We start from the raw sequence: 24362 nt of genomic DNA, 5'->3' as shown, positions 1-24362 counted from the left end.
GAGCCGTTACTTTTTGCTCTGAGGCGCAAGAGTGAAATGGGGATGGCAACCCGCCAGTAATAACAGCAGTTCATATTCACCCTGACTGAGTAGCGTCGGATTACCTGCCGCTTCTTTGGTTTGCCAGACTCTCAGGCTAAGATCAAAACGCTCAGCGGCGCTCTGTTGTGAGAGGCCAGCGGCAAGACGAAGTTCACGTACATTACTCTGGACAACCACAGGCGGCTTGGGGGGACGATTAACCAAACAAACACTCCTTCAACATGATTAAAAACGCAAAAGCACAGCGCTTCGCCAGCAATTAAAGCGAAGCGGCCTGAAAGCGCTCACAGCGAAAAGACCAGAGAATAATTGACTATTTTGCTTAAATGTCAAATTTCAGATTCAACAATTAAGCGAAATTTTTCTGTAAGCGAAGCGGCATATTTCGTCCTCGCAGTACTTTTCCTATTTCCTTAGAATGCTTTATTTCTTCCGCCAGGAATTATCCTGTTATTTGACTTAAGGACCATTCAGGGATTAATCCGCTACCTCAATGCCGCTTTCTTCATCAGGATAGATGTTTAGCCTGAGGTTCCTGTTCAGGCTGCATCATTGAAACCAGAGGAGGATAATAAATGAAAAATCCCATCCAGCGTCGCTCACCCGACGATCTGTCGCATGTGGAAATTCGTGAGCAGTGGCAAATCACCTACTGGACTCAGGAGCTGAGGACAACCCAGGAAAGGCTGACACGCGCGATCCGAGAAAGCGGCGCGCGGACCGAACAGGTGCGTGACTGGCTGGAACAGAACCCGCCCCCACGCCGCCCGGCTCAATCTCTGAATGGCATCAAACGTTAAGCTGATTGCTGACAGAAACGCTGTGTTAACGCCGGCCTTGCGGTGGATTGGCCTGCATCAGCCGGGAGCACGCTGACAGGTCATCTCTGCCGGTCCGGGTTTCTGCCCGGCTTTTGCGTTGTGTTTGAAGAGGTTATCCCGCTGAGTAGTCTGCGCATAACGATCCTGCCTCCGGCATCATGACTGTTCCCCCTGAAAACCAACTTAGAAATAATAGTAACCATCCTGAATGCTTATTGATTTTCTGCCCGGGAATAAACCTTAACAGCGCTGCTGCGCCGGGCTGAAAATATAAAAGGTAAATAATCAGGCACCGCTTCGATTAAATTTTCGAATCGTAAATATCGCCTTTATGCGTTAAAGAAAATATTAAGAGACACCCGCCGCATAGTCCCTTATCATCAGGATGAAAATAAAAAAATACGCTATATTTCCTGCCGCCCGAATGAAATTTCGCTCCGGACAGTTTTCTTTTTTCGCTCCGTAATCAGCCGGTGCGGAGGTTACACACACATGCTCAAGAATCTAAACGGCGACAATGAACGCCGAAGTCGTGCTTTGCAGGCACTGCGTGACCCTGACGAAAGTCGCGATGACGTTCTGCGAAAATTTGTCCGGTTAGCCAGTCAGGCCCTGGGCATACCGGGAAGCTTTATCTCTGTGCTGGATGACGAGTTCCAGACCGTACGGGCGTCACATAACTTTGATCTGCAACGTTCAACGCGTGGGGATTCACTCTGCCGTCATGTGGTAGACAGCGACAGCGCAGTGATCGTCCCGGATACCTATCACGATGCGCGTTTCGTGACGCATCCGCTGATCACCGGCTCACCTTTTATTCGCTTTTATGCCGGTGTGCCTCTGAAAACCCGCGACGGCATTATTCTGGGCACGCTCTGTGTTACCGACACCGAGCCGCATGCGTTTGCCGTTGAGCAGGTGACGACATTAACGCTGCTCTCCACGCTGGTCATGTCCTTTCTTGAAGCCTGGCATTCCGCTGGTTTTTGCGATCCGGTGACCGGATTGCCTAACCGTCAGCGCCTGATACGTGATTTACAATATCTGGCCGTGGCGGGTGACACCACGCCACGCCGTCTGGTGCTGATTGATTGCATCGACATGTCACGTGCTTATGAACTGGCCCGCACCATGGGAATGAATCCGGTTGAAAGCCTGCTGAAGGATATGGCTACCCTGCTGCCGCTGCGCCTGCGCCCGGCGGTGGGTGAGATGATCTACACCGTGGCCACAGGGCGGTTTGCCATTCTGACCCGTGCTGATAGCAGACTGAGTGCAGCCTGGGTCGCCGGTCGCCTGGAAGGTATCAGTGCAGACATGGATGAGGGGCTGTCAGTTGCACTGACGCCTCATACCGGTGAGGCGGCCTTTGTTGCCGGCAGCATGTCAGCGTCGGAAGTGTTACGCCGCGCGGTCAGCGCGCTGAATGAAGCTGTCGGGCGCGGACTGCCCTCTCAGCGTTTTGATATTGAGGCGGAAACACAGCGCTCAGAAGATTTCCTGCTGATGACCGATCTGAAAACCGCTTTGCGCGATAACATCGGGCTTTATATGGTCTATCAGCCTAAGATTTGCCTGCAGAGTGGCAAACCGGTGGGCCTGGAAGCGCTCATCCGCTGGCGACATCCCAGCAGAGGGGAACTTTCACCTGCCGCCTTTATTCCGCTGGCTGAGCAGACCGATCTGCTCTCGGTGCTCACCGCCTGGATTATCGATCAGGCCGTTGAACGTCTCAGACGACTGCGTAATAACTGTATTCAGTTGCCACTGACCATCAACGTCAGCGTACGCGATTTTGCATGCGAGGGATTTGCATCCGCGCTGGAAAGCAAAATGCTGAAGTCTAAGCTTCCGACTTCGCTGCTGGGCATCGAATGCCTGGAGACAGAACGTATCCTGGAAAGCCCCACCGCCCTTCGCGGACTGGAGATGCTCAGAGAACGGGGATTCACGATTTCACTCGATGATTTTGGCGCAGGCTACAGCAATATCAGCTATCTGCGCCGTATGCCGCTCGATGTTATCAAGCTGGATCGCTCTCTGATCAGTGAACTCTCTTCAGATACGGCTTCACGCATTATTGCCCGCAGCATTATCGCCATGCTCAAAGAGCTGGACTATACGGTGGTGGCAGAAGGCGTTGAGTGTCCTGACGCCGTGACATCCCTGACAGAATATGGCTGCGATCAGGCTCAGGGCTATTTCTATTCCAGGCCATTAAACGAAGAGGCGCTGGATCACTGGCTTCACTGGAAATTGCGTGGTGAGTGTCATTAAACCTGCAGGCTATACCTGTGTGAACATTGCGCTTATGTCACTGCTGAGCTGCGGATTAACTTTCCGCTAAAGCCACAAGGCCGCCCTGATGGCGGTCTTATTTATGATGCACTGAAATGAGCTTCTCTGCGGAGATCCAGCAGCATTATTACCATTAAGGTAACTGAATTCAGATCTGCCAATTTGCCGCTTCGCTTAGTGCCACCTGCTCTGGTGCAGTCTGTGCGACAGTAACCAAGTAAAGGTGAAACATTTTTTGATCAATGTTAGCGTGTCCGCAACAATCACGTAAAACGGAGCTGCACATGCTTACCACCATAATCTATCGCAGCCATATTTCAGAGGACTTTCCGGTCAGAACCCTACCGGAAATGGTCGACAACGCCAGCAAAATCAATACTACCCACGGTGTAACCGGTATCCTGTTATTCAACGGCACCCATTTCTTCCAGTTACTTGAAGGCCCGGAAGCGGGCATTCAGGCCGTTTATCAGCGAATCTGTGCCGATCGCCGGCATCATAATGTGGTGGAGTTAATGCGCGACTATGCGCCTTCCCGACGTTTTGGTAATGCGGGCATGTCGCTGTTTGATCTGCGCGAACACGATCGCTCATCACTGCTGCAGGCGGTGCTGGACAAAGGTACGTCTAAATATCGCCTGACCTATGATGATCGGGCACTGCAATTCCTGCGTACTTTTGTTGAGTCACGCGAGAAAGAAAACTACTACGAGGTTCTGCCGCCAGGTTACTGGGAGTTTATTTCAGAGCACACTAATGTGCCGGATTCCTGTCCGGAGACAGAAGGGGTGAGCTTCCGGCCGGTGGTCGATCCACTGGCGCGTCAGGTGACCGCCATTGAAGCTGTCACCCTGCGTCCGGCGCTGACCGGTGAAATTTCCGGCGACCGGCTTTATGTTGACGATCTGGAAACCGTGAAGAAAACCTTTGCCCACGCTGGCCTGGTTTGTCCCGATGGTATGACGCTCTACGTGAGTCTGCTGCCAATGACGCTGATTGTCATACCCGACGCCGTTGAGCACATTGTGGCAGCCATTCAGCAGGCGGGTCTGGTGCCGGAGCAGGTGGTTATTGGTGTGAGTGAAACCGGCGTGATTTCACAGCTGGATGCGTTCTCTGAAGCCGTACGCGCGTTAAAAGCGTTCGGGATCAGCCTGTCTATCGACAATTTTGGAGACGGCTCCGCGGGATTGTCATTGCTGACTCATATTCAGCCTGACCGTATCCGTATCGATGCCGGTATCACCCGCGACGTTCATCGCAGTGGGCCAAAGCAGGCGGTGGTGCAGGCAATCATCAAGTGCTGCTCAGCGCTGGAGATCACCGTTATCGCGGCTGGGATCGTACAGGCTGAAGAGTGGATGTGGCTGGAAGCTGCAGGTGTGATCAATTTCCAGGGTACGCTGTTCGCATCTGCGGGCCGCTATGAGGCCCAATCGGTCGCCTGGCCGGAATATCGCGAAGCGATGTAACCGTACGCGGTCTTAATAATTTTAAAGCGGTACGCCAGCGAGCGGCCGCTTTTTTCATTTATGGCCGTGCCGACTCTCAGGAAAAGGCATGATTAACAGGCCCTCCCTACTCCCCTTTATTTATCTGCGCATTCTAAGCTTCTTTTGTAAATCCTGGACGCGATACTGCATTTTTGAATGAGTTTCTGACGCATTTCCGGCATACATTTTCTGATAACCACTATAGCGAGTAACGCTTACAGGTTAACCACTATAGGAAGTAAATCTGAGATTGAACTGCACTATCAGGGTATAGAATGTGACAAATATCCACTATAGCGAGCAAAGGTGCGCCCGAAGCGTTTATGACAACCACTGTAGCCAGTATGTTGCGCAATATTCATCCGGATTATGCCGATAAATCACTCAGGCAGACGATAAACGCTCAGATAACCACTGTAGCGAGTACCTGCTCACCTCTGTTCTCAGATGATAACCACTGTATCGAGTAAGTGATCCAGAAAGAGGAGCCTAAGATTATCTATGCTCAACAGTGCACCACGCACGACTTCCATGCGGCATAACCACTATAGCGAGTGAAAAGGTCGTGTGAGGAGGTGCATGTAGCTTGAACGGAGTGATAGCCCTGCCCTGTTTTGCGCTGTTATTCGCTAAAATAGCTTTGTTCTGTTGACGAAATCATTCTGCTCATCCTGTAACACAACCACTGTAGCGAGTGCCTGGCTGACCTTACCTGCTAAGCTAATTTTTTGTTCTCATCATGCTATGAGAGATAAATATTGATAGTAAGCACTCACTTTAACTAGCTAAATGTCATTAACAGGCAGAGTAAAATGATACTGCTAACCACTATAGCGAGTAATATCGCCCCTCAATCCAAAAAAATAACCACTGTAGCGAGAATGTTGTAAGAACCGTGTCTGTCACCTGATCATTATCTGAACGCATCAGCCAATAAATCTCCAGAAAACCACTGTAGCGTGTAAATCTTTTGGGCAGAATGAGGCAAACCAGGATGAGATAGCCATTTCAGAATGGCGATAACCACTGTAGCGAGTAAAACCGAAGAGCTCAATATCGCCTGCGGAACACGTCAGATGGCATTGGGAGGAGAATCCGCATTCTGTTAACCAGACCTGACTAACCACTATAGAGAGTGATAAACACGATAACGCCTTATTGCAGCGTTTACAGTGAAGCCACGTACTGGCTAACCACTACGAGAAGTAGATCTCTTGTGAAGTCCAATGCACCCTCTGGGTCCGGGAGGCGGAATGGAAGACCACAGCAAATTGCAGGATGTTTTCAGGCAAGCGCATCTGGATATTGATGCTCTTTCGGAAAGGGGCTAACCACTATAGCGAGTAATCTAACTCGCTATAGTGGTTAGGGCTGTCAGATACCCTTAAACAGCCCATCTCTCGCTATAGTGGTTAGCAGGCTGCAGGATGGGTCAGCCATGAACTGTGTGGTGAACAGGCATCTAACGCTTTTTCTGTTTCCTGATTTTATTCAGTAACTCTTTTTCCTCACGCGATACCATGACAAGTTCACTGCTTTCATCTTCACCCACCGGTTCAGGCAGATTGACATCAATAATAGTGGGATCGTTGTCCATATCGTCAAACTCGTCCATCTCATCATCGATCAGGCCTGCCTTGCTGAGCGGCAGTTCGGCCGGGCGCAGCTTGGGGTGACGGTAATGGACCCAGAAGTATACGGAAGAGCCGCGGCGGGTCTCGGTATAATCGAGATAACCAATCTCTTTTAACTGCTCCATCGCTTTCCTGACTGTCGCATTCTGGGTGATCACGCGCGACGTAAGGTTAAGCCTTGCACGCAGGCGTGCCATGGATATTGGTGCAGGCTTAGGCGGAAGGCTTTCAATGAACGTATAAAGCGCCTGAGCGGACTCTTTGCGTGCCAGCTCGTTAATAGCCTTAAGCTGCAGCAGAACCTTTCTGTCGAACTGATACAGCTCAAAGATTTTGGGATCAGCCTGTAAGGTCACCGTGTCCTTTTTGACGCTGTATTTGGCGGACTGCACCAGATGCGTTGTGTAGTTCTCTCCGCCCTTGCTGGTAAAAGTCAGGGTATTAGACGCAATCCGCGTCAGCGAAGCGTCCAGACGGCTCCTGAGCTTCGATGAGAGGCGCGCAGAAGGTATGCCGCAGAGTTTTGCAAATTCTACGAACGAGAGCGTTACTGTGTCTCCCAGACACTCATGCGTGGCGAATGCGCGAATGATCCCAACCCAGGTCTTAAAATCATTATCCATATCCAGCCGGGCACCCAGAATCTTGATGTTGTCATACCCTTCCGATCTGACCAGAGATAACTGTTTCAGATCCTGAGTCACATCCATCGCATTCATCTGGTTTTTCTGACTACGCGCTGTGGATTTCAGCGTTGGAACAAACAAGCCGAGACGCATCAACGCGACTGGCTGCACGGTGTTATTACTGTTGGGCGTTAGAGTAACAACTTCGCCTGTACGCTTGTCTGTTTCGCTAAACGCATCAGCTATGTTCAGGATATCTGGTTCTTTTCTTGGCATTAGGAAGATCCGTAATGTGAACAGGCGAGAGCCGCTGTTACTCAATACAGTGGATACTAGCACTCACTATAGCGGTTAATCTACTTGCCATAGTGGTTATTTATCTCGATACAGTGGTTGTTTTACTCGCTACAGTGGTTAGCTAACCTTCTTTATCGCAGTGATACCAGGGGCTGAGGCTCCACGGGGATCTTTAAGGAACTTAAAAAGGATCTTATGTGGATCTGTTATTGGATCTGCTCGGTGGATAACCCGTTAAAAAAGCCTACCCCCCGGTTAATCAGAATCTCCGTTTTTATCCTGTTTCCTTGGCAAAGACTCTAAAACTGCAGCGGGTGTGCTCAATCGGGGGTTATGCACATGAAAAAGTGTTATCTACTCGCTACAGTGGTTGTTGAGTACTCGCCAGCGCGGTTGCTTTACTCGCTATAGTGGTTATTGTGCTCTCTGCAGTGGTTGTTCTTCTCGCTACAGTGGATACCAACACCCTTTCAGACCTTGTGCTGCGTGGCTTCAAAGCCTGTTGGGATCTGTTAAGGATCTCAATTTGATCTATTGAGGATCGACCAATTGGATCTGGCCTGTGAATAACGGGGATAAAACAGACACGATTCAGCAATAACCAAAGCTGAGATCAAACGGGTTTTCAACTGCAGATACGAGATGAAGAATTCTATAAGCAAGTTCTGAGCGAGTTATTAGGTGTGGGAGCAATCTGTTGCTGACAAGGCAAAGCATTTAATCGGGTATGTGCCAATAACCATAAAGAGATTAAGGTTTTAAGCCCAAAGTGAATATCTCCAAGCTCTTCAAATAAACGTTCATGAGTAAAGAACAGATTTTCACCATGAATTTAATGATTTATCTATCTGATAAACGAGTGATTTTTCCATATTTTCATAGTGAAAACACCCTGCTTATGATCTCAGAAATAACGTTTCAAGAGGTTGAAGATGGACTCATTAAGTCCAACTGGCTCCTGAATGAATTCAGACAGCGATAAGTTAGCGTAGCAATTGATACTTTTCCCCAACCTGATAAATCCAGCTCATAAAGAAATTTGTTATGCATAGTCTCATCATCAGGTAACTGCATACGATCGTTTATCACGAGGGAAAAAGAAAGTTGGTTTTCATACCCGTACACTTACCGAACAGACGATGTTTAAATTATGCGGATTTCCTTTTGCTGCTTATGCGGCGTCTTACTGGTTATTACTATCTGGCCTGTTACTCTCAATCCCCTGCCCTATTCACAGATCTCAATGTTTCATCACAGTATTCATGAAACCGCTAAAGCTAACACTATAAATAAAATATCTTTATGGGGATCAAAGTCAGTCAGCGATAAGAATAGAATCTCTGTCAGATGCAGTGACAAATGCTGCAGGACTCTGTGAGAAGCATCCACACAGACTATAAACAAATCGTAATTGAAAGTTATAAGAGGATATGAATTTCTGACAAGCTTACGACCAGCACCATTTCTTAGAGGAACAGACAGATTCTGTCCTGCCTATGCAGGAGCTGTAACTCCAATACGCATATAATCATTTTTCGTGTAGAAGCTCACAGCCCGATAGTTGATGTATAGGGTTTCAGCCTGGCTCGATACATCTCCTCTCTTTTGCAGATTTATTAAGAAAGTGAGTAAAGCATCGCATCCTATAGCTTTGCCTTTATAGACTTTCTAGAAGAAGTCATGTCTACGCCTGGCTCTTAGCAAAGCTTACATTGCTGACAGATCGGCTCCGGGCCAGAAAAGAAATTCTTCGATTTCGATTGCGATGATCTTAAAAGTCAGAAAAGGTTAGTTTGGTAATGTATAAGGCTGATATCTGTTCTTTTGAGGGAGCAAGGTTTTATTATCAAAAAGAGAGTACTGCCAGGGTGACCACTTAGACTTTCCACTAACGTTAAGCCACTATTTATAGTTAAAAGAATACTTTATAAAAACCCATTTTCGCTGCAGATTTTCACCAAGCAAATATTCTCGTAAGATATTGATATAAATAGATATATATAAAATTTTCATGATGAAAACACCATGATCAGCGTCTGATATAAGGGCCACGATTGCCGACTGGGCATTTCTGCCATCACAAAAGTAAAACGAATATCGCGCACTACCCTCCGCCATCCATTATCAAACTCAACCCTGATGCCTGTTCAACATACTCAAACTGAATGGACTACGGCCACAGAGCTCAAGAGATCCTCTTTTACAGCTGACCATAAATTTTCGAAAACCATTCCACCACCTGAGACAAAAAATCCAGGTTTTTGGCATTTTCCTAAAAAATTGGCAGGTGTGCGCTTTTTGTGTAGTATGCAAAAAACATTAACGCAGAGGGTCTTATGAAGCGCGATTATGGTGGAGTGCTGGAGATGGCAACACGTGCCAACTCCATGTTACATGGACTCAGTGACCACATTGAGCAGCAGCGTCAGGAATTTAACCAGACAGGTTTTTACCAGACTTTCTCCCGCAATGCTGTTGCTAATATGCCACTGCTGAGTAAGCACGCTGTCGTCGCTGCAATTAGTGATATGGAAGCAGCAGGATACCAGTTTGGTAAAAAGCAAACCGGCAGTACATCGCAATATGCCCTGACCATTCAGAACGTCGTCGACATTTATCAGCATCGTAAAGTACCAAAATATCGCGATCGGCATGATGGCCCCTTTGTCGTGTTTGTTGTCAGCCTTAAAGGCGGTGTCTCTAAAACCGTCAGCACCGTCACGCTGGCTCACGGTATGCGCGCCCATCCTTCTATGCTGCACAATGACCTGCGCATACTGGTTATTGACCTGGATCCCCAGGCGTCAAGCACGATGTTCCTGAGCCATACCAACAGTGTCGGTTCAGTACTGGAAACAGCAGCGCAGGCTATGCTCAACGATCTGGATGCAGACCAGCTTCGCGAGCAGTTTATTAAACCTACCGTCATGCCCGGCGTTGACGTTATCCCGGCCTCAATCGACGATGGGTTCGTTGCCAGCGACTGGGAAGAACTGGTTGCTGAACATCTGCCCGGCGTTGCCCCCTCAGAAGTCCTTCGCCGTAATGTGATCGACCGTCTGGCAGGTGACTACGATTTTATCTTCCTTGATACCGGCCCTCATCTTGATTCCTTTATGCTGAATGCGATCGCGGCCAGCGATGTGCTGCTGACACCGACGCCGCCGGCACAGGTCGATTTCCACTCCACCATGAAGTACCTGACGCGCCTGCCAGAAATGCTGGAGCGTATTGAGGCTGAAGGTATCGAACCGCGGCTCAAAGCTAATATTGGCTTTATGTCTAAAATGACCTCCAAGCATGATCACCTGACGTCACAAAGTTATGCCCGTGAGGTATTTACCAAATCGATGCTGGACTGCGGCTTACCGCGTCTTGATGGATTTGAGCGTTGTGGCGAATCCTTTGACACGGTGATCAGTGCCAACCCCGCTTCCTATCCGGGCAGCGCAGACGCCCTGCGAAAAGCCAAATATGAAGCCGAGCAGTTCTCAAGGGCTGTGTTTGATCGCATCGAATATATCAGGAGTACCCTGTGAGCAAACCGATACAGCGCATTGGCCGCAAGTTCGGCGATTCTGCTATTGCGAACATGATCGACAGCAGCAGCCAGTCGCGCACTTTTACACTGAAGTCAGGTGCGAAGGCGACCTTTGTACGCCAGCTGATCCTGCATGACGATATTGAAACCCGAACCAGCGTTGACCCGAAAATCAATGGACGTGATCAGAGCACGCTGACGCCTGAATCGCTGCAGGAAATCACGCGTACGATTACACTGCAGCAATTTTTCCCGGCCATAGGTCGCGTGAACGGTGACCGAATTGAGATCATGGATGGCTCGCGCCGTCGCGCTGCCTGTATTCTTTCCGGGGCCAGTCTGGAAGTGCTGGTCACCGCGGATGAACTGAGCCTTAGCGATGCGCGTCAGCTGGCTGCTGATATTCAGACGGCGAAAGAGCATAACCTGCGTGAATTAGGGCTGCGCTTTATGCTGATGAATGAAAGTGGCATGAGCAAATCAGACATTGCTAAAGCGGAAGGTATCTCAAATGCTAAGGTCTCCCGTGCATTTCAGGCCGCATCCGTACCCGCTGAGTTTATCGAACTCTTCCCGGTCGTTTCTGAGCTGACCCTTCAGGATTATCAGTTGCTGCTTGATGTCTGGGAGGAGGCGAAAGCGGAAGCGATTGATGTCGCCGGACTGGTCAGCGAAATTCAGCAAAAGCTGGAGGCAGATGATGCACTGCAAAACGCTAATGCAGACGAGAAGAAGAGCGCAATCCTGAATGGCTTCAAAAGCGCCCGTCGTCAGTTAAAAAAACCAGCACCGGTCAGTAAAACGGTGACGGAAAAGCTGGCAACGTTTACTACGGCCAATACCTATGCGCGTCGTAAAACCAATGATGAGAAGCGCACCGTGCAGTACGAATTCAGTCGTCTGCCGAAAGAGATTGCTGAACAGATTGATGCGTCGATCAGACAGATACTCTCTACGCTTAAATAATCTTCATCACACATTACTGACAATGGAACCGGCCGCTGCGCCGGTTTTTTTATTCCTGCTCTCTAATCATGAAACTCCTCTGCTAATCACATATCACTTAAACATGTTAACGCTTGAAGCTGACGCCATTTAGCGTTATAGCTAAAACGGTTTAGCTTTCAGGTTTAATCAGAGGAGTTTTTTATGTCTGTTCGCGTATGGTGCCTCGGGGATGCCGTGGTCGATTTGCTACCCGAAATGCCGGGTAGCCTGATGCAGTGTCCGGGCGGAGCACCCGCTAATGTCGCCGTTGGCATTGCCCGCCTGCAGGGAAACAGCGGTTTTATCGGACGGGTGGGTGCCGATCCGTTTGGTGAATTTATGCGGCAGACGCTCAGTGAAGAAAATGTTGATACGGCCTGCATGATTGCCGATTCACAGCATCGCACATCAACCGTGGTGGTCGGGCTGGATGAGCAGGGCGAGCGCTCCTTTACCTTTATGGTTCGGCCCAGTGCCGACCTGTTTCTTGAACCGTCAGATCTGCCCGAGTTTCATCGCGGGGAATGGCTGCACTGCTGTTCCATTGCCTTAGCGGCGGAACCCTCTCGTACGGCGACGCTGACCGCCATGAAACAAATCCGCGCGGCAGGCGGCCATGTCAGCTTCGATTTAAATCTGCGGGAAGATCTCTGGCCCGACACGGCACTCCTCCATGCGGTGGTGAACGAAGCCCTCAGTCATACGGACGTGGTGAAACTCTCTGACGAAGAGCTCGATTTTCTTAGTCCGGGTCAGAAAGCAGCTGTCAGCATGCCTCAACTGGCCGCCAAATTCAGCATTCGCCTGTTACTGGTGACACGGGGCAGGGAAGGGGTGATGGCCTGTTATCAGGGCCAGATAACCCACCATGCCACCACGCCCGTTGACAGCGTCGATACTACCGGTGCAGGTGATGCCTTTGTAGCCGGGTTACTCTGGGAGCTGGCCAAGTCGGGTCTGCCTGTAAACGAATCACAACTTGCCAGCTATCTGGTGACTGCGCAGCGCTGTGGCGCACTTGCAACCACGGCGAAAGGAGCCATGACAGCACTTCCCTGGCGCCACCAGCTGGACGATCTGGCCGGCTAATCATCCTGTAATGCCCCTGTTTTGGGAGCTATCTCACAATCACTAAACCGGTTTAGCTATTTTCATTGCAGAGGGAAATTACCCGTGGCTATGATTTGCGCCTAAACCGGTTTAGCAAAAAATACCGGTGATGATAGCTTCTCCTCAGGGATATAAAAAAATGAAAAAAAGCACGTTAGCCGTCGCCCTCACTGCAATATTCCTTTCCACATCCGTCTGGGCCGATCCCAGCATGAGCAGCATCGAAGCCCGCCTTGCGGCGATGGAGCAGCGCCTGCAGGCTGCCGAGCAGCGGGCGAATGCCGCTGAAAGCCGCGCAGAGGTCGCCGAAAAACAGGCTCAGATGGCTGAAAGGCAAGCTCATCAGCTGGCAGCGGTGCAGCAGCAGACCCAGACCTCTGCCGCTGAGGTCGCGCAGCGCACTACGAAACCGGAACAAAAATCTGCCGATGAAGGTGGCTTTGAGTTCCACGGTTATGCCCGCTCAGGATTATTGATGAACAGCTCCGCCGCCAGAACTCAGGGTGGCCCGACCGTAACTCCGGCTGGAGAAACCGGCGGTCACGTTGGGCGTCTGGGTAATGAGCCGGATACCTACGTTGAGCTCAACCTTGAACATAAGCAGACGCTGGACAATGGCGCCACCACCCGCTTCAAAGCGATGCTGGCCGATGGACAGCGCACTTATAACGACTGGACGGCCGCCAGCAGCGATCTCAACCTGCGTCAGGCGTTTGTCGAGCTGGGACAGCTTCCCACTTTCAGCGGTGCGTTCGATAACGCAACGGTCTGGGCCGGTAAGCGTTTTGATCGTGATAACTTCGATATTCACTGGATCGACTCCGATGTGGTCTTCCTTGCCGGAACCGGTGCCGGTATCTACGACATGACATGGAGCGATCAGGCACGCAGCAACATCTCGCTTTATGGCCGTACCTTTGGTGACATCGAAAACAATGAAAACACCGCGCAGAACTACATCCTGTCGCTGAATAACTTTGTCGGCCCGGTGCAGATGATGGTCAGCGGTATGCGGGCGAAAGATAACGACGATCGCCGGGATATTGACGGTCTCCGTGTCAAAAGCGATGCGGCAGAAACCGGCGTCCATGCGCTGCTGGGCCTGCATAACGATAGTTTTTATGGGCTGACAGAAGGCACGTCGAAAACGGCCCTGCTCTACGGTCATGGCCTGGGCGCTGAGGTGAAGTCGATTGGTTCTGACGGCGCACTGCTACCGGAAGCGGATACCTGGCGGCTGGCGAGTTACGGTACGACGCCTCTTGGCGGTGGCTGGCACATTGCGCCCGCTTTACTGGCACAGCGCAGTGACGATCGCTATGTCAAAGGTGACAGCTATGACTGGGCGACAGTCAACCTCCGGCTGATTCAGGAAATCACGCAGAACTTCGAGATGCAGTATGAAGGCTCTTATCAGTACATGGATCTGCGTCCGGAAGGCTACAACAACCGTAACGCGGTCAGCGGCAGCTTCACCAAACTCACCGTTGCGCCAACCCTGAAAGCCGGTGATGTCGGCGACTTCCTTAAACGTCCGGAGATTCGTCTGTTTGCCACCTGGATGAACTGGGATCACCGGCTGGATAACTATGCCAGTGACGACGCGTTCGGCAGCAAAGGCTTCGATGCCGGCGGCGAATGGAACTTCGGCATACAGATGGAAACCTGGTTCTGATCGGGCGGCCCCGGCTGCCGGGGCCTGAACGTCACGCGGATAAAAACATAACAAGAGTGAGGTATGTATGGACTATGTAAAAATATCGCGGGCCCTGCTGCCCCTGCTGGGTGGCAAAGAGAACATTGCCAGTGCGGCTCACTGTGCGACGCGGCTACGGCTGGTGCTGGCAGATGATGAAAAAGCGGACACTACCGCGGTTGGCCGGATTGAGGGCGTTAAAGGCTGCTTCCGCAACGCCGGACAGCTTCAGGTTATCTTCGGTACCGGTGTGGTAAACAAGGTCTACGCCGCTTTTATCGCCGAAGCTGGCATTAGCGAATCGAGCAAGTCTGAGGCTGCTGATATTGCCGCCCGCAAGCTCAATCCTTTCCAGCGTATCGCTCGTCTGCTGTCGAACATTTTTGTGCCGATCATTCCGGCTATTGTGGCGTCGGGTCTGTTGATGGGCCTGCTGGGGATGGTTAAAACCTACGGCTGGGTCAATCCGGAAAATGCGCTCTACATCATGCTGGATATGTGCAGCTCAGCGGCCTTTATTATCCTGCCGATCCTGATTGGTTTTACGGCGGCACGCGAGTTTGGCGGCAACCCATTTCTGGGCGCGACGCTGGGCGGCATTCTGACGCACCCGGCGCTGACCAACGCCTGGGGCGTCGCCGCCGGTTTCCACACCATGAACTTCTTCGGCATTGAAGTGGCGATGATTGGCTATCAGGGTACGGTATTCCCGGTGCTGCTGGCGGTATGGTTTATGAGCATGCTGGAAAAGCAGCTGCGTCGGGTGATCCCGGATGCGCTCGATCTTATTCTGACCCCGTTCCTGACGGTGATTATCTCAGGCTTCATTGCGCTGCTGATTATCGGTCCGGCGGGCCGTATGCTGGGCGATGGGATCTCTTTTGTGCTCAGCACCCTGATTGCTCACGCTGGCTGGCTGGCGGGACTGGTATTTGGCGGGCTCTACTCGGTGATTGTTATTACCGGCGTGCATCACAGCTTCCATGCGATTGAGGCGGGACTGCTGGGTAACCCGTCTATCGGGGTTAACTTTCTGCTGCCTATCTGGGCGATGGCGAACGTTGCTCAGGGCGGGGCCTGTCTGGCGGTGTGGTTTAAAACCCGCGATGCGAAGATCAAAGCAATTTCGCTGCCCTCGGCGTTTTCAGCACTGCTGGGGATCACCGAGGCGGCTATCTTTGGTATCAACCTGCGGTTTATGAAACCCTTTATCGCGGGTCTGGTGGGCGGCGCGCTGGGCGGTGCCTGGGTGGTATCGGTCCATGTCTATATGACGGCGGTCGGGCTGACCGGTCTGCCGGGCATGGCGATTGTTAAGGCGGGTTCTCTGCTCAATTATGTCATTGGCGTCGCCATCGCGTTCACCACCGCGTTTGTGATCTCTTATCTGCTCAAATACAAAACGGACTCTGAATAATGGCCTCATCAACACGTCTTGCCGCCATTCTGCAGGCGGTGATGCAGGGGATGCCAAAGGCGCTCAGCGACAGCCACTATCCCGGCTGGCATCTGGCACCGGTTACCGGACTGCTTAACGATCCCAACGGCTTCATCCATTTCGACGGTCACTATCATCTCTTCTACCAGTGGAACGCGCTGGGCTGTGCGCATCAGCATAAATGCTGGGGGCACTGGCGCTCAGCCGATCTGCTGCACTGGGAGCATCAGCCCATCGCGCTGATGCCGGATGAGGAGTATGACCGCAGTGGCTGCTACTCCGGCAGCGCGGTCGACGATAACGGCGTACTGACACTGGTCTACACCGGCAACGTAAAATTTGATGATGGCTCGCGCACGGCGTGGCAGTGCCTGGCGCAGCAAAACAGAGCGGGCGGTTTTGACAAGCTCGGTCCGGTCATCGCCGTGCCGGAGGGGTATACCGGCCACGTTCGCGATCCCAAAGTTTGGCGTCACGACGATCGCTGGTACATGGTGCTGGCGGCGCAGAATACGCAGCGGCAGGGCAGGGTGCTGCTGCTGCGTTCTGACAATCTGCGGGAGTGGCAGAATCCCGGCGAGATTGCGGGCAGCGGACTGGGCGGGCTGGATGCCGCGGGTTATATGTGGGAGTGCCCGGACATGTTCACGCTCGGAGACAGCACCTATCTGATCTGCTGTCCGCAGGGTGTTGCGCCCGAAGAGAAGCGCTTTCTGAACAGTCACGCCTGTGCCTGGCTGAGTGGCGACCTGGATTATCAGCAGCCTGCATACCAGCACGGCCCGCTGAACGAAATGGATGCCGGCTTTGAATTTTATGCTCCGCAAACCACGCTGACCGCGGATGGCCGGCGGCTGCTGGTGGGCTGGATGGGGACGCCAGACGGTGAAGAGATGGCCCAGCCAACCGTGGCGCAGGGCTGGATCCACCAGATGACCTGTCTGCGCGAGCTGAGCTCACGTAACGGGCGGCTCTGTCAGCAGCCCATCGCGGAACTGCAGGCGTTGCGCAAGCACGAGCAGCACTATCAGGGCCGTGCTGATGATACGCCACCGATCGGCGCACAGCGGCTGGAGCTTGAGCTTGAGAGCCAGGGCGACATCGAACTCAATTTCGCCGATACCCTGATCCTGACGTGGCAGCACAACGAACTGCGGCTTGCCCGTCGCAGCCTGATGTCGGGTGAATGGACGTATCGTTACTGGACCGGGGCAGCCCGCCGGTTACAGATTCTGTGTGACCACTCCAGCGTTGAGATCTTCATCAACGACGGGGAAGGGGTGATGAGCAGCCGATATTTTCCGGACCAGCCGGCGCTGCTGACTCTGCGCGGGCGCGCAGAACTGCAGGCGCGCTACTGGTCGTTACGTCGCTGCATGGTAGAATAAGCCCTTGTTTCCCTAACCGATGCCTTGCCGTGAGAAAAACAAAACGCGTTACCATCAGTGATATCGCCGGGCTGGCCGGGGTTTCAAAAGCCACTGCCAGCCTGGTGCTCAACGGCCGTGGCGAAGAGTTACGGGTCGCGAAGGAGACGCGTGAGCGGGTGCTGAGGCTGGCCCGCGAACACCATTATCAGCCCAGTATCCATGCGCGGATGTTGCACGACGCCCGCAGTCATACGCTGGGGCTGGTAGTACCGGAGATCACCAACCACGGTTTTGCAGCTTTCTCTCATGCGCTGGAAAATCTCTGCCGTGCGGCGGGTCTGCAGTTGCTGATCGCCTGTACCGACGAAAATGCCGGTCAGGAACGGGTCGTGGTCAACAATCTGGTGGCGCGTCAGGTCGACGGCCTGATTGTTGCCTCCAGTATGCTGACTGACAGCGACTATGTCAGCCTCAGCGAACAGCTGCCGGTGCTGCTGTTTGACCGCCACATGAACAACACGACGCTGCCCTGGGTCATCACCGACTCCGTGACGCCCACCGCTGAGCTGGTTGAAAAGCTGGCGCGCGCCTGTCCGGAGGAGATCTACTTTATGGGCGGACAGTCCGATCTTTCTCCGACTCAGGATCGTCTGGCGGGATTCAGAGAGGGGCTGGCGCGGGCCGGTGTAACGCTGCAGCCGGAGTGGGTAATCCAGGGGAACTACCATCCCGGCAGCGGTTACGAGATGTTTGCCGCACTATGTCAGCGGCTGGGGCGTCCACCTAAAGCAATTTTCACTGCCGCCTGCGGCCTGCTGGAAGGGGTACTGCGCTACATGAGTGAGCATCACCTGCTGACCGGCGATATCCGCATCGCCAGTTTTGATGACCACTATCTCTATGATTCACTCTCGATTCCTGTCGACACCGTAGAGCAGAATGTTCCGGCGCTCGCGCAGGCCTGTTTTTCTATGCTGACCACGATGATCGCCGGAAATGATCCAGCAGACAGCCAGCTGGTGCTGCCCGCTACGTTGCGCCTGCGCGGCTAATCGCCGGGCGCTTCTGGCCCCGGCGGCTTCACCACTTGACCGGCAGGGCGCTGACACCACGCAGGTTGGCTCTGTGATTGCGGCGAACCCCGGCGGTTACCGGCCGCATTGCTGGCAGTCGGGTCAGCAATACCTCCAGCGCCACCTCCATTTCCGCCAGTGCCAGCCGGTAGCCCATACAGTGATGTATCCCGGCACCAAATGCCAGGTTGCGTCCCTCATGTCGCCGGATATTGACCCGCTCCGGCGAGGTAAAGACAAGCGGGTCGTGATTGGCTGCGCCCAGACTCAGAAAAAAGCGTGTTCCTGGCGGAATGAGCTGGCCTGCCACCTCAATTTCTTCCAGCGTCGTGCGGTACAGCATCTGGACCGAACTGTCGTAACGCAGACACTCCGCTATGGCATCAGGTATCAGCGCATGATTCTGTTTCAGGCAAGCCAGTTCCTGCGGATGGTCATGCAGAGCCAGGAGAGTATTGCAGAGCATATTTGAGGTGGTCTCATGGCCGGCAATAAACAGCAGTATCACATTGGCGATGATCTCATCGTGACTTAGCCGGTCGCCATCGCTGCTGCTGCGCAGAAAAAGGGACACCAGATCGCTGGCCGTGCTGTCACGCCGGGCGACGATCATTGCGCTGAAGTAACGCTCCAGTACGGCAAACGCATCGGCGGCTTCCAGCAGATCCGACTGGCTGATTTGCGGGTCGAAAACTTTGACCAGAACTGACGTGAGCCGACCCAGTTCAGGCGCGTCAGACTCAGCGAGATTCAGCATCCTGCAGATAATGCGTACCGGTAACGGAAAGGCGAATGCCTGGGCCAGATCGCAGTCGCGACGACCTGCCAGCGCATCCATCAGCTCGTTGGCTACCGCCAGCGCCATCTCCCGGAGGGGTTTAACTTCCCGGGCGCTGAATGCCTTCATAACCAGTCCTCTTAACCGGTTGTGCTCCGGCGGATTCAGCACCAGAAACATTCTGCTGATGCCCTGAAACAGCGGCATGTCGGCTGCGGCATCTCCAAATCTTAGCCTGACACTTTCCATATAATTCTTGCCGACCCGCCGATCGTTCAGCAGTGCTTCCACCACCGCATGGCTCCCGCTGATGATGATCTTATCCCCGGCAGGAATAAGCGGGCCCTGTCGATGCAGTTTTCGATAAAGGGGAAACGGATTGTCAGTGTATTTGGGGTTCATCAGTTCATGAAGCTGCATAGCTCACTCCACGGCTTAAGGACTAATGCGAGCGCTGAATGCGGGCGAGAGAAGCGAAAAGGTTGTTTTTATCACTTTCGCTGAGGTGGGGTGCCGTGAGCTGTGACATCAGAAACGCTTTGTCCTCCTGCGAGAAGCTGCCGGTCATCAGGCGCTGGCTGATCGCAGCCAGGAGCTGGGTATCCAGCTGTTCAATCTGCTGCCGGGTCCCGGCCAGATCGGTGACGGGTACGTCACTCTCGGGTGCTGAAAGCCAGTCAGCCCGATAGCGATACTGAATCGCTTTGCTGACGTTCATCAGAGCATGGACAAAAGGCTCCACCGATTGAGGTTCAAGTCCTGCCTGCTGCGCGTTATGCAGCATCTTTTCCAGAACAACCTGCTCACGAGGCAGATCCTCAACGGGTAAATGATGCTGCGCTTTATAACCCGCCACAGCCTTCATGACCTGCATGCGTTCATTTAATGCGGTGGAAAGCGCGTCGAGTGATACGGAAGAAACCGAACCTGCGAAAACGTTGCTGCACATGAACAGTGAAGAGAGAAAAACTGCCACATATTGCGTCATTGGCCTGCTCCATAAATGAAAATTGGCACTAATTTACACATGAAAAAATAACTTATTGTGATTATTTTGTTTTCAAAATGTGAACAGGCAGAGGTGTCTGCTTAGCGTTTACAGGGATCTGATTCTGATGTGTTTTTTTCACTTTACGTTCATAAAAAATTCATATCAACATGGAATTATGGCGGGTTAATTCAGGTTCAGCTTTACGGTGACAGGCGCTTATCATCAGTGTTTCAGCGTCCGGGAATAAGTGGGATTTTTGCCAGAATTCAGGAAAGGTCCCGCCGGGCGGCAGCGCCGCCCGAATCGGTTTATGTGTTTTCAGGGCACGAACACGGCGCGAACGCAGCCCTCTTCTTTGTGTTTAAATATCTCATAGCCTCGTGGGGCCTCTTCCAGTGGAAGACGATGTGTCGCCATAAAAGCCGGGTTCAGCTCATTTCTGGCAACATGCTCCAGCAGATGATGCATGTAGCGTTGCCCGTGCTGCTGGGCGGTACGGATGGTCAGGCTTTTATTAATCATCAGCCCCAGCGGGAACTTATCCATCACGCCATATACCCTCAGAATCGCGATGTTGCCGCCTTTACGGCAGGCATATAACGCCTGGCGCAAGGCTGCACCGACATCCGTTTCCAGATGCAGCATCTGTTTGGTCTTGTCATAGACCTGACTTAATCCTTCACCGCGGGCTTCCATGCCGACAGCATCAATACAGCTGTCCGGGCCGCGCCCGCCGGTTAACGCCAGCAGCGCTTCGTTGACGTCCACCTCGGTGTAATCCAGCGTTATGCTGCCTGCGAAGTCGCGTGCCATGGCCAGCCGTTCAGGATAGCGATCGATACCGATGACCTGATGCGCGCCCATCAGCCAGGCGCTTTGCTGTGCCATCAGTCCGACACCGCCACAACCCCAGACCACCACGGTGTCACCGGGATGAATATTACAGAAGTCGGCACCCATATAACCGGTCGGCGTCGCATCAGAGAGGAACAGCGCCTGCTCATCGGTTACGCCTTCGGGCACGACGAAGCAATCATTGTCGGCAAAGGGCACACGAACATACTCTGCGTGTGAGCCTGCATAACCGCCAAACGCGTGGCTGTAAGCGTAAATGCCGCCCGTGGCATGACCGAGCACTGTTTCACCTTTCTCCCACTGCGGATGCGTATTGTCACAGCAGGAGGGCAACTGATGCTGGCAATACCAGCAGGAACCACAGGAGATGAAAGAGGGCACTACGACCCGATCGCCACGCCGGATATTTTTTATCGCACGGCCAACTTCAACTACCTCACCCATGAATTCATGACCCAGAATATCGCCTTCACGCATACTCGGGATCAGGCCGTCAATGACGTGCAGATCGGAGCCGCAGGTGGTGGTGAGCCTGACGCGAATAATGGCATCATGAGGATTGAGCAGACCGGGGTCGGCTACGGTTTCAACACTTAAATCGTTGACGCCATTCCAGCAGAGTGCGCGCATTTATTTCTCCTTATCCTGACGTCCGGCATGACGACCCGCAGGCTGCCCGTTCAGGCCAGGAATTTCACCGGTTTCAGCCAGGCTTTTAAAGCGATATAACGCTTTGCTGGCCACCTCTTTTGGCAGCAGATCAAATAACGTCGTTACCTTTTTTCCCAGTGCGCCACCCGGCGGCGTGAACTGCAGAGTCAGAGCCAGCTCGGTGCCCCATTCCCCCGGCGCCGGGCGAAGGCGCAGTGCACCTTCGTTAGGAATGTCTGCATCCTCAAGCGAGCGCCAGGCAATAACTTCGCCTGGTTGTGCTTCGACAATGCGGGTATCCCAGCGGTAGTGCTTACCCAGCGGGCCCTCAATCTGCCAGTGTGCATCGCTTTTATTGACCGGCGTCACGCTGGCAAAGTGGCTCATAATGCGGGGCAGGGTATCGGGCTCAAGTCACAGGTTAAAAAGCTCGGTAGCGGGCAGCCCCACGGTAATCCAGCGCCGTAGTGTGAGGGTATTGTCACTGGCGGTAGTCAGAGATGTTGTCGTCAAAACGTCCTCCGACAGTTCTCTCCGTGGCACAAAATCACTGATTTTGAGTGATGAACAGCAGGCGGAATTTTGCGAGCGAAGCCGCGCCCTGCAGGTCATCTCAGCAAGGCTATAAAGCTTCTGCGATGCATGCCGGGTTATGCGCACAGTAAGGCGTCATGCCTGTCGGATAATCGGTATAATACGTGCCGCCGGTTTCATCATTTTTAGCACCAAAAAGAGGCAGATATGTCTGTAACTGAAACGTCAGCCAGTGGTGAAAATGTCGCGGAACTCGTCGGAACCCTGGAAAAACAGGCGGCAAATCGTGCGGATGCCAACTGGTACAACGGTCTGAAAAGCAGCACCAGAATCGCACTGGAAAAAATTAATCATGCGGTTGAAGCAAAGTGGATTAGCGCAGCAGAGGGTCTGAACCTGAAGCAGCGCGTTTACAGCATTCAGGATAAATTGATTGAGCTGGCGCTGTGGTGATTTAAATGGCCCGGCGCTCCGCCCGTAAATCAGCGGGGGTAAAAAAGTGATATTTCAGCACACAGCGCCGTCCGGCATTTTGCGCGCTTCGCAGAGACGGCGTATTGCCGGGCAGAATGGTGCCGGTCAGCATCGCATCATGACCGCAGTAATGGTGAAGCTGCTGCAGCAAACGCTGCTGAGCGCGTGCAGCGAGTCCACGGCCCTGATACGCCGGCAGAATCACCTCATCCATAATCTGAAATCCTTCAATAAAGGCCAGTCGGCGCGGCACACAAATCATCAGCCCCGCCACCATGCCCTGCCAGAGGATCAGAAACACATGCCCCCCGGCAATATCGTCCCGTAATTCCTGCCTGCTGGTGGCCATCAGCTGATCCCGCAGATGCGGCAGCGTGTGCCAGCTGGCACGATAAGCGCGGTTAATGGCGGAGCTACAGAGGGAATAATCTTTCCGGCAGGCCGTAATCAGCGAAATCTCATCGTCGTGAGACGCGGAGTGTAAGCCTGGAATGCTGAGGTAAATCAGCTGATCGGTTATACCAATATCAGGATCCGTGGCCGGCAGCAGAATACGCATCTTCAGCGGCCTGATCGTTTGCCACTCACGCATGATGGCGGCTGCGGCTGCGTAATCCAGTGCGCCATCACGGGCCACGATCTCAATAAAAGGCTGAGCGGGGTCGCCCCCCAGATAGCGCGGGCCGGTGAGAAAACGCTGGCCGTTAATCGTCAGTTCGCGCTGCAAAAACGTGTGCTGGGGCAGGCTGGTTTCACGCCAGGGAAAGGCGGCGGAGAAGTGATGATCGTGGCACCGGGCCTGCTGCTGCGCCAGCCAGCGGGTAAGCCAGTCGCTGAGACATTCAGATGAGACAGGCACAGTACGGTAGAGCGATACCATATAATTCAGCATAAGATTCCTTATTGCCCGCCGTCAGTAATCTCCTGCCTCTCTGCGTACACGATATAACCGTGCCGATAAGGCTGCTGAGAGTGTAAACGATGCGTTCGCTTTATGACCATCACCATCGCATCGGTCAGCACGAATTTTTTGGCGTTTCATGAAGGTGCCGGTCCTGCCGCGCGCGCGGTCTCATGCCTCAAATGCAGTCAGATAAACGTCATCCTCCTGCGCGCTTATTATTTCCGCCGGCTTGCTGATTAAAAAAAAGAGCATTTCCCCGGCTTTTGGCACGTTACGCAAACATGGTCAAATTAATTGATACAATAGAGCTAAGTTGCCCGAAAATTAAATGAAAAATAAAGTATTTGTTTTTTACGTAAATATTACGGAATCAGATAATCGGCGGACGGTAAATGGATTATGCTAAACAGGCTGTTCAATAATTATAAAATATACGATCTTTTTAACTCCGGGGGGGCACATGGTCCATATTGATTTATGTACCAAAGAGGGCGTTATGAAGGCTTATGCTTTCCAGACGCCCATGCAGGCGATGATCCTGCTGGATAAAATTAAAAATGATGAATTTCAGTGGCTTAATCTGGAGTGGGAAGGGTGTCGCTTTACCTGCCCGCATCAGTTTATTAAAAGACTCAGCAGCCGTTCTTATATTAAGTCGTTCTGGCGTTAATCCGACCGTAATGAGTAATCCTGTGCCTGACTGCGTATTCACAACGCAGATTTCATTTAGCTTTTTTACGGGAATTTCA

The 24362-nt window shown here is 52.6% G+C and carries 20 protein-coding genes; 13 read left to right on the top strand and 7 right to left on the bottom strand.

The window, feature by feature from the left end:
• Positions 1-6 precede the first annotated feature (6 nt).
• On the bottom strand, positions 7-246 hold the full coding sequence (locus tag BY447_RS22620; protein ID WP_013356499.1) for a hypothetical protein: 240 nt from the start codon (positions 244-246) through the stop codon (positions 7-9).
• Positions 247-617: 371 nt separating this feature from the next.
• Here BY447_RS22620 and BY447_RS22615 point away from each other — a divergent pair, with 371 nt between their 5' ends.
• The 3 genes from BY447_RS22615 (at position 618) to BY447_RS22605 (ending at position 4633) form a co-directional block, all read left to right on the top strand.
• Positions 618-842 (top strand): DUF3606 domain-containing protein, encoded by a 225-nt coding sequence (locus BY447_RS22615; RefSeq protein ID WP_013356498.1) that lies wholly within the window; start codon positions 618-620, stop codon positions 840-842.
• A gap of 513 nt (positions 843-1355) precedes the next feature.
• On the top strand, positions 1356-3140 hold the full coding sequence (locus BY447_RS22610; RefSeq protein ID WP_013356496.1) for a GGDEF domain-containing phosphodiesterase: 1785 nt from the start codon (positions 1356-1358) through the stop codon (positions 3138-3140).
• Between the two features lie 305 nt (positions 3141-3445).
• Positions 3446-4633 (top strand): diguanylate phosphodiesterase, encoded by a 1188-nt coding sequence (locus BY447_RS22605; protein WP_110332337.1) that lies wholly within the window; start codon positions 3446-3448, stop codon positions 4631-4633.
• Between the two features lie 1483 nt (positions 4634-6116).
• Here BY447_RS22605 and BY447_RS22600 read toward each other — a convergent pair.
• Positions 6117-7190 (bottom strand): RepB family plasmid replication initiator protein, encoded by a 1074-nt coding sequence (locus BY447_RS22600; protein WP_110332336.1) that lies wholly within the window; start codon positions 7188-7190, stop codon positions 6117-6119.
• Between the two features lie 2357 nt (positions 7191-9547).
• Between BY447_RS22600 and BY447_RS22585 the strand changes: the two genes are divergently transcribed.
• The 7 genes from BY447_RS22585 to BY447_RS22555 all read left to right on the top strand — a co-directional run bounded on the left by BY447_RS22585 (position 9548) and on the right by BY447_RS22555 (position 18405).
• Positions 9548-10750 (top strand): AAA family ATPase, encoded by a 1203-nt coding sequence (locus BY447_RS22585; protein ID WP_013356650.1) that lies wholly within the window; start codon positions 9548-9550, stop codon positions 10748-10750.
• A complete protein-coding gene (locus BY447_RS22580) occupies positions 10747-11718 on the top strand; it encodes a ParB family protein (RefSeq protein WP_013356649.1) in 972 nt (323 codons plus the stop codon). The genes BY447_RS22585 and BY447_RS22580 overlap by 4 nt, the downstream gene beginning before the upstream one ends.
• A gap of 183 nt (positions 11719-11901) precedes the next feature.
• Positions 11902-12828 carry an aminoimidazole riboside kinase gene (locus BY447_RS22575; RefSeq protein ID WP_110332333.1) on the top strand — a complete coding sequence of 309 codons (927 nt, stop codon included), beginning with the start codon at positions 11902-11904 and terminating at the stop codon, positions 12826-12828.
• Between the two features lie 160 nt (positions 12829-12988).
• Complete coding sequence (locus tag BY447_RS22570; RefSeq protein ID WP_110332332.1) at positions 12989-14524, top strand: carbohydrate porin; 1536 nt, start codon at positions 12989-12991, stop codon at positions 14522-14524.
• Positions 14525-14591: 67 nt separating this feature from the next.
• A complete protein-coding gene (locus BY447_RS22565; RefSeq protein WP_110332331.1) occupies positions 14592-15962 on the top strand; it encodes a sucrose-specific PTS transporter subunit IIBC in 1371 nt (456 codons plus the stop codon).
• Positions 15962-17371 carry a sucrose-6-phosphate hydrolase gene (locus BY447_RS22560; protein WP_110332330.1) on the top strand — a complete coding sequence of 470 codons (1410 nt, stop codon included), beginning with the start codon at positions 15962-15964 and terminating at the stop codon, positions 17369-17371. Before BY447_RS22565 ends, BY447_RS22560 begins: the two co-directional genes overlap by 1 nt.
• 29 nt (positions 17372-17400) lie before the next feature.
• The gene (locus BY447_RS22555) at positions 17401-18405 is read left to right on the top strand and encodes a substrate-binding domain-containing protein (protein ID WP_033785205.1); all 1005 of its coding nucleotides are present in this window, start codon (positions 17401-17403) and stop codon (positions 18403-18405) included.
• A gap of 28 nt (positions 18406-18433) precedes the next feature.
• Here the strand turns inward: BY447_RS22555 and BY447_RS22550 are convergent, their stop codons facing one another.
• From BY447_RS22550 to BY447_RS22535, 4 genes are all read right to left on the bottom strand, one after another.
• The gene (locus BY447_RS22550) at positions 18434-19624 is read right to left on the bottom strand and encodes a cytochrome P450 (protein WP_110332329.1); all 1191 of its coding nucleotides are present in this window, start codon (positions 19622-19624) and stop codon (positions 18434-18436) included.
• A 22-nt stretch (positions 19625-19646) separates the two neighbouring features.
• Positions 19647-20192 carry a chorismate mutase gene (locus tag BY447_RS22545; protein ID WP_033785208.1) on the bottom strand — a complete coding sequence of 182 codons (546 nt, stop codon included), beginning with the start codon at positions 20190-20192 and terminating at the stop codon, positions 19647-19649.
• Positions 20193-20513: 321 nt separating this feature from the next.
• On the bottom strand, positions 20514-21680 hold the full coding sequence (locus tag BY447_RS22540; RefSeq protein ID WP_110332328.1) for a zinc-dependent alcohol dehydrogenase: 1167 nt from the start codon (positions 21678-21680) through the stop codon (positions 20514-20516).
• Positions 21681-22100, bottom strand: coding sequence for an SRPBCC family protein (locus BY447_RS22535; protein ID WP_323859543.1), 420 nt, complete (start codon positions 22098-22100; stop codon positions 21681-21683). It lies immediately after the preceding gene.
• 342 nt (positions 22101-22442) lie between these two features.
• Here BY447_RS22535 and BY447_RS22530 point away from each other — a divergent pair, with 342 nt between their 5' ends.
• Positions 22443-22688 (top strand): hypothetical protein, encoded by a 246-nt coding sequence (locus tag BY447_RS22530; RefSeq protein ID WP_110332327.1) that lies wholly within the window; start codon positions 22443-22445, stop codon positions 22686-22688.
• 1 nt (position 22689) lies between these two features.
• Here BY447_RS22530 and BY447_RS22525 read toward each other — a convergent pair whose 3' ends face one another.
• Complete coding sequence (locus BY447_RS22525) at positions 22690-23601, bottom strand: GNAT family N-acetyltransferase (protein WP_110332326.1); 912 nt, start codon at positions 23599-23601, stop codon at positions 22690-22692.
• 102 nt (positions 23602-23703) lie between these two features.
• On the opposite strand from BY447_RS22525, the gene BY447_RS23300 reads away from it, so the two are divergent.
• Positions 23704-23853, top strand: coding sequence for a hypothetical protein (locus BY447_RS23300; RefSeq protein WP_158280090.1), 150 nt, complete (start codon positions 23704-23706; stop codon positions 23851-23853).
• Positions 23854-24109: 256 nt separating this feature from the next.
• Entirely contained in the window at positions 24110-24283 is a 174-nt protein-coding gene (locus tag BY447_RS22520) for a hypothetical protein (protein ID WP_323859541.1), read from the top strand.
• Positions 24284-24362 lie beyond the last annotated feature (79 nt).

The sequence above is a fragment of the Pantoea sp. JKS000250 genome (genome assembly GCF_003201065.1).
Lineage (GTDB): Bacteria > Pseudomonadota > Gammaproteobacteria > Enterobacterales > Enterobacteriaceae > Pantoea > Pantoea vagans.
This window is presented reverse-complemented; position numbering and strand designations above follow the sequence as displayed.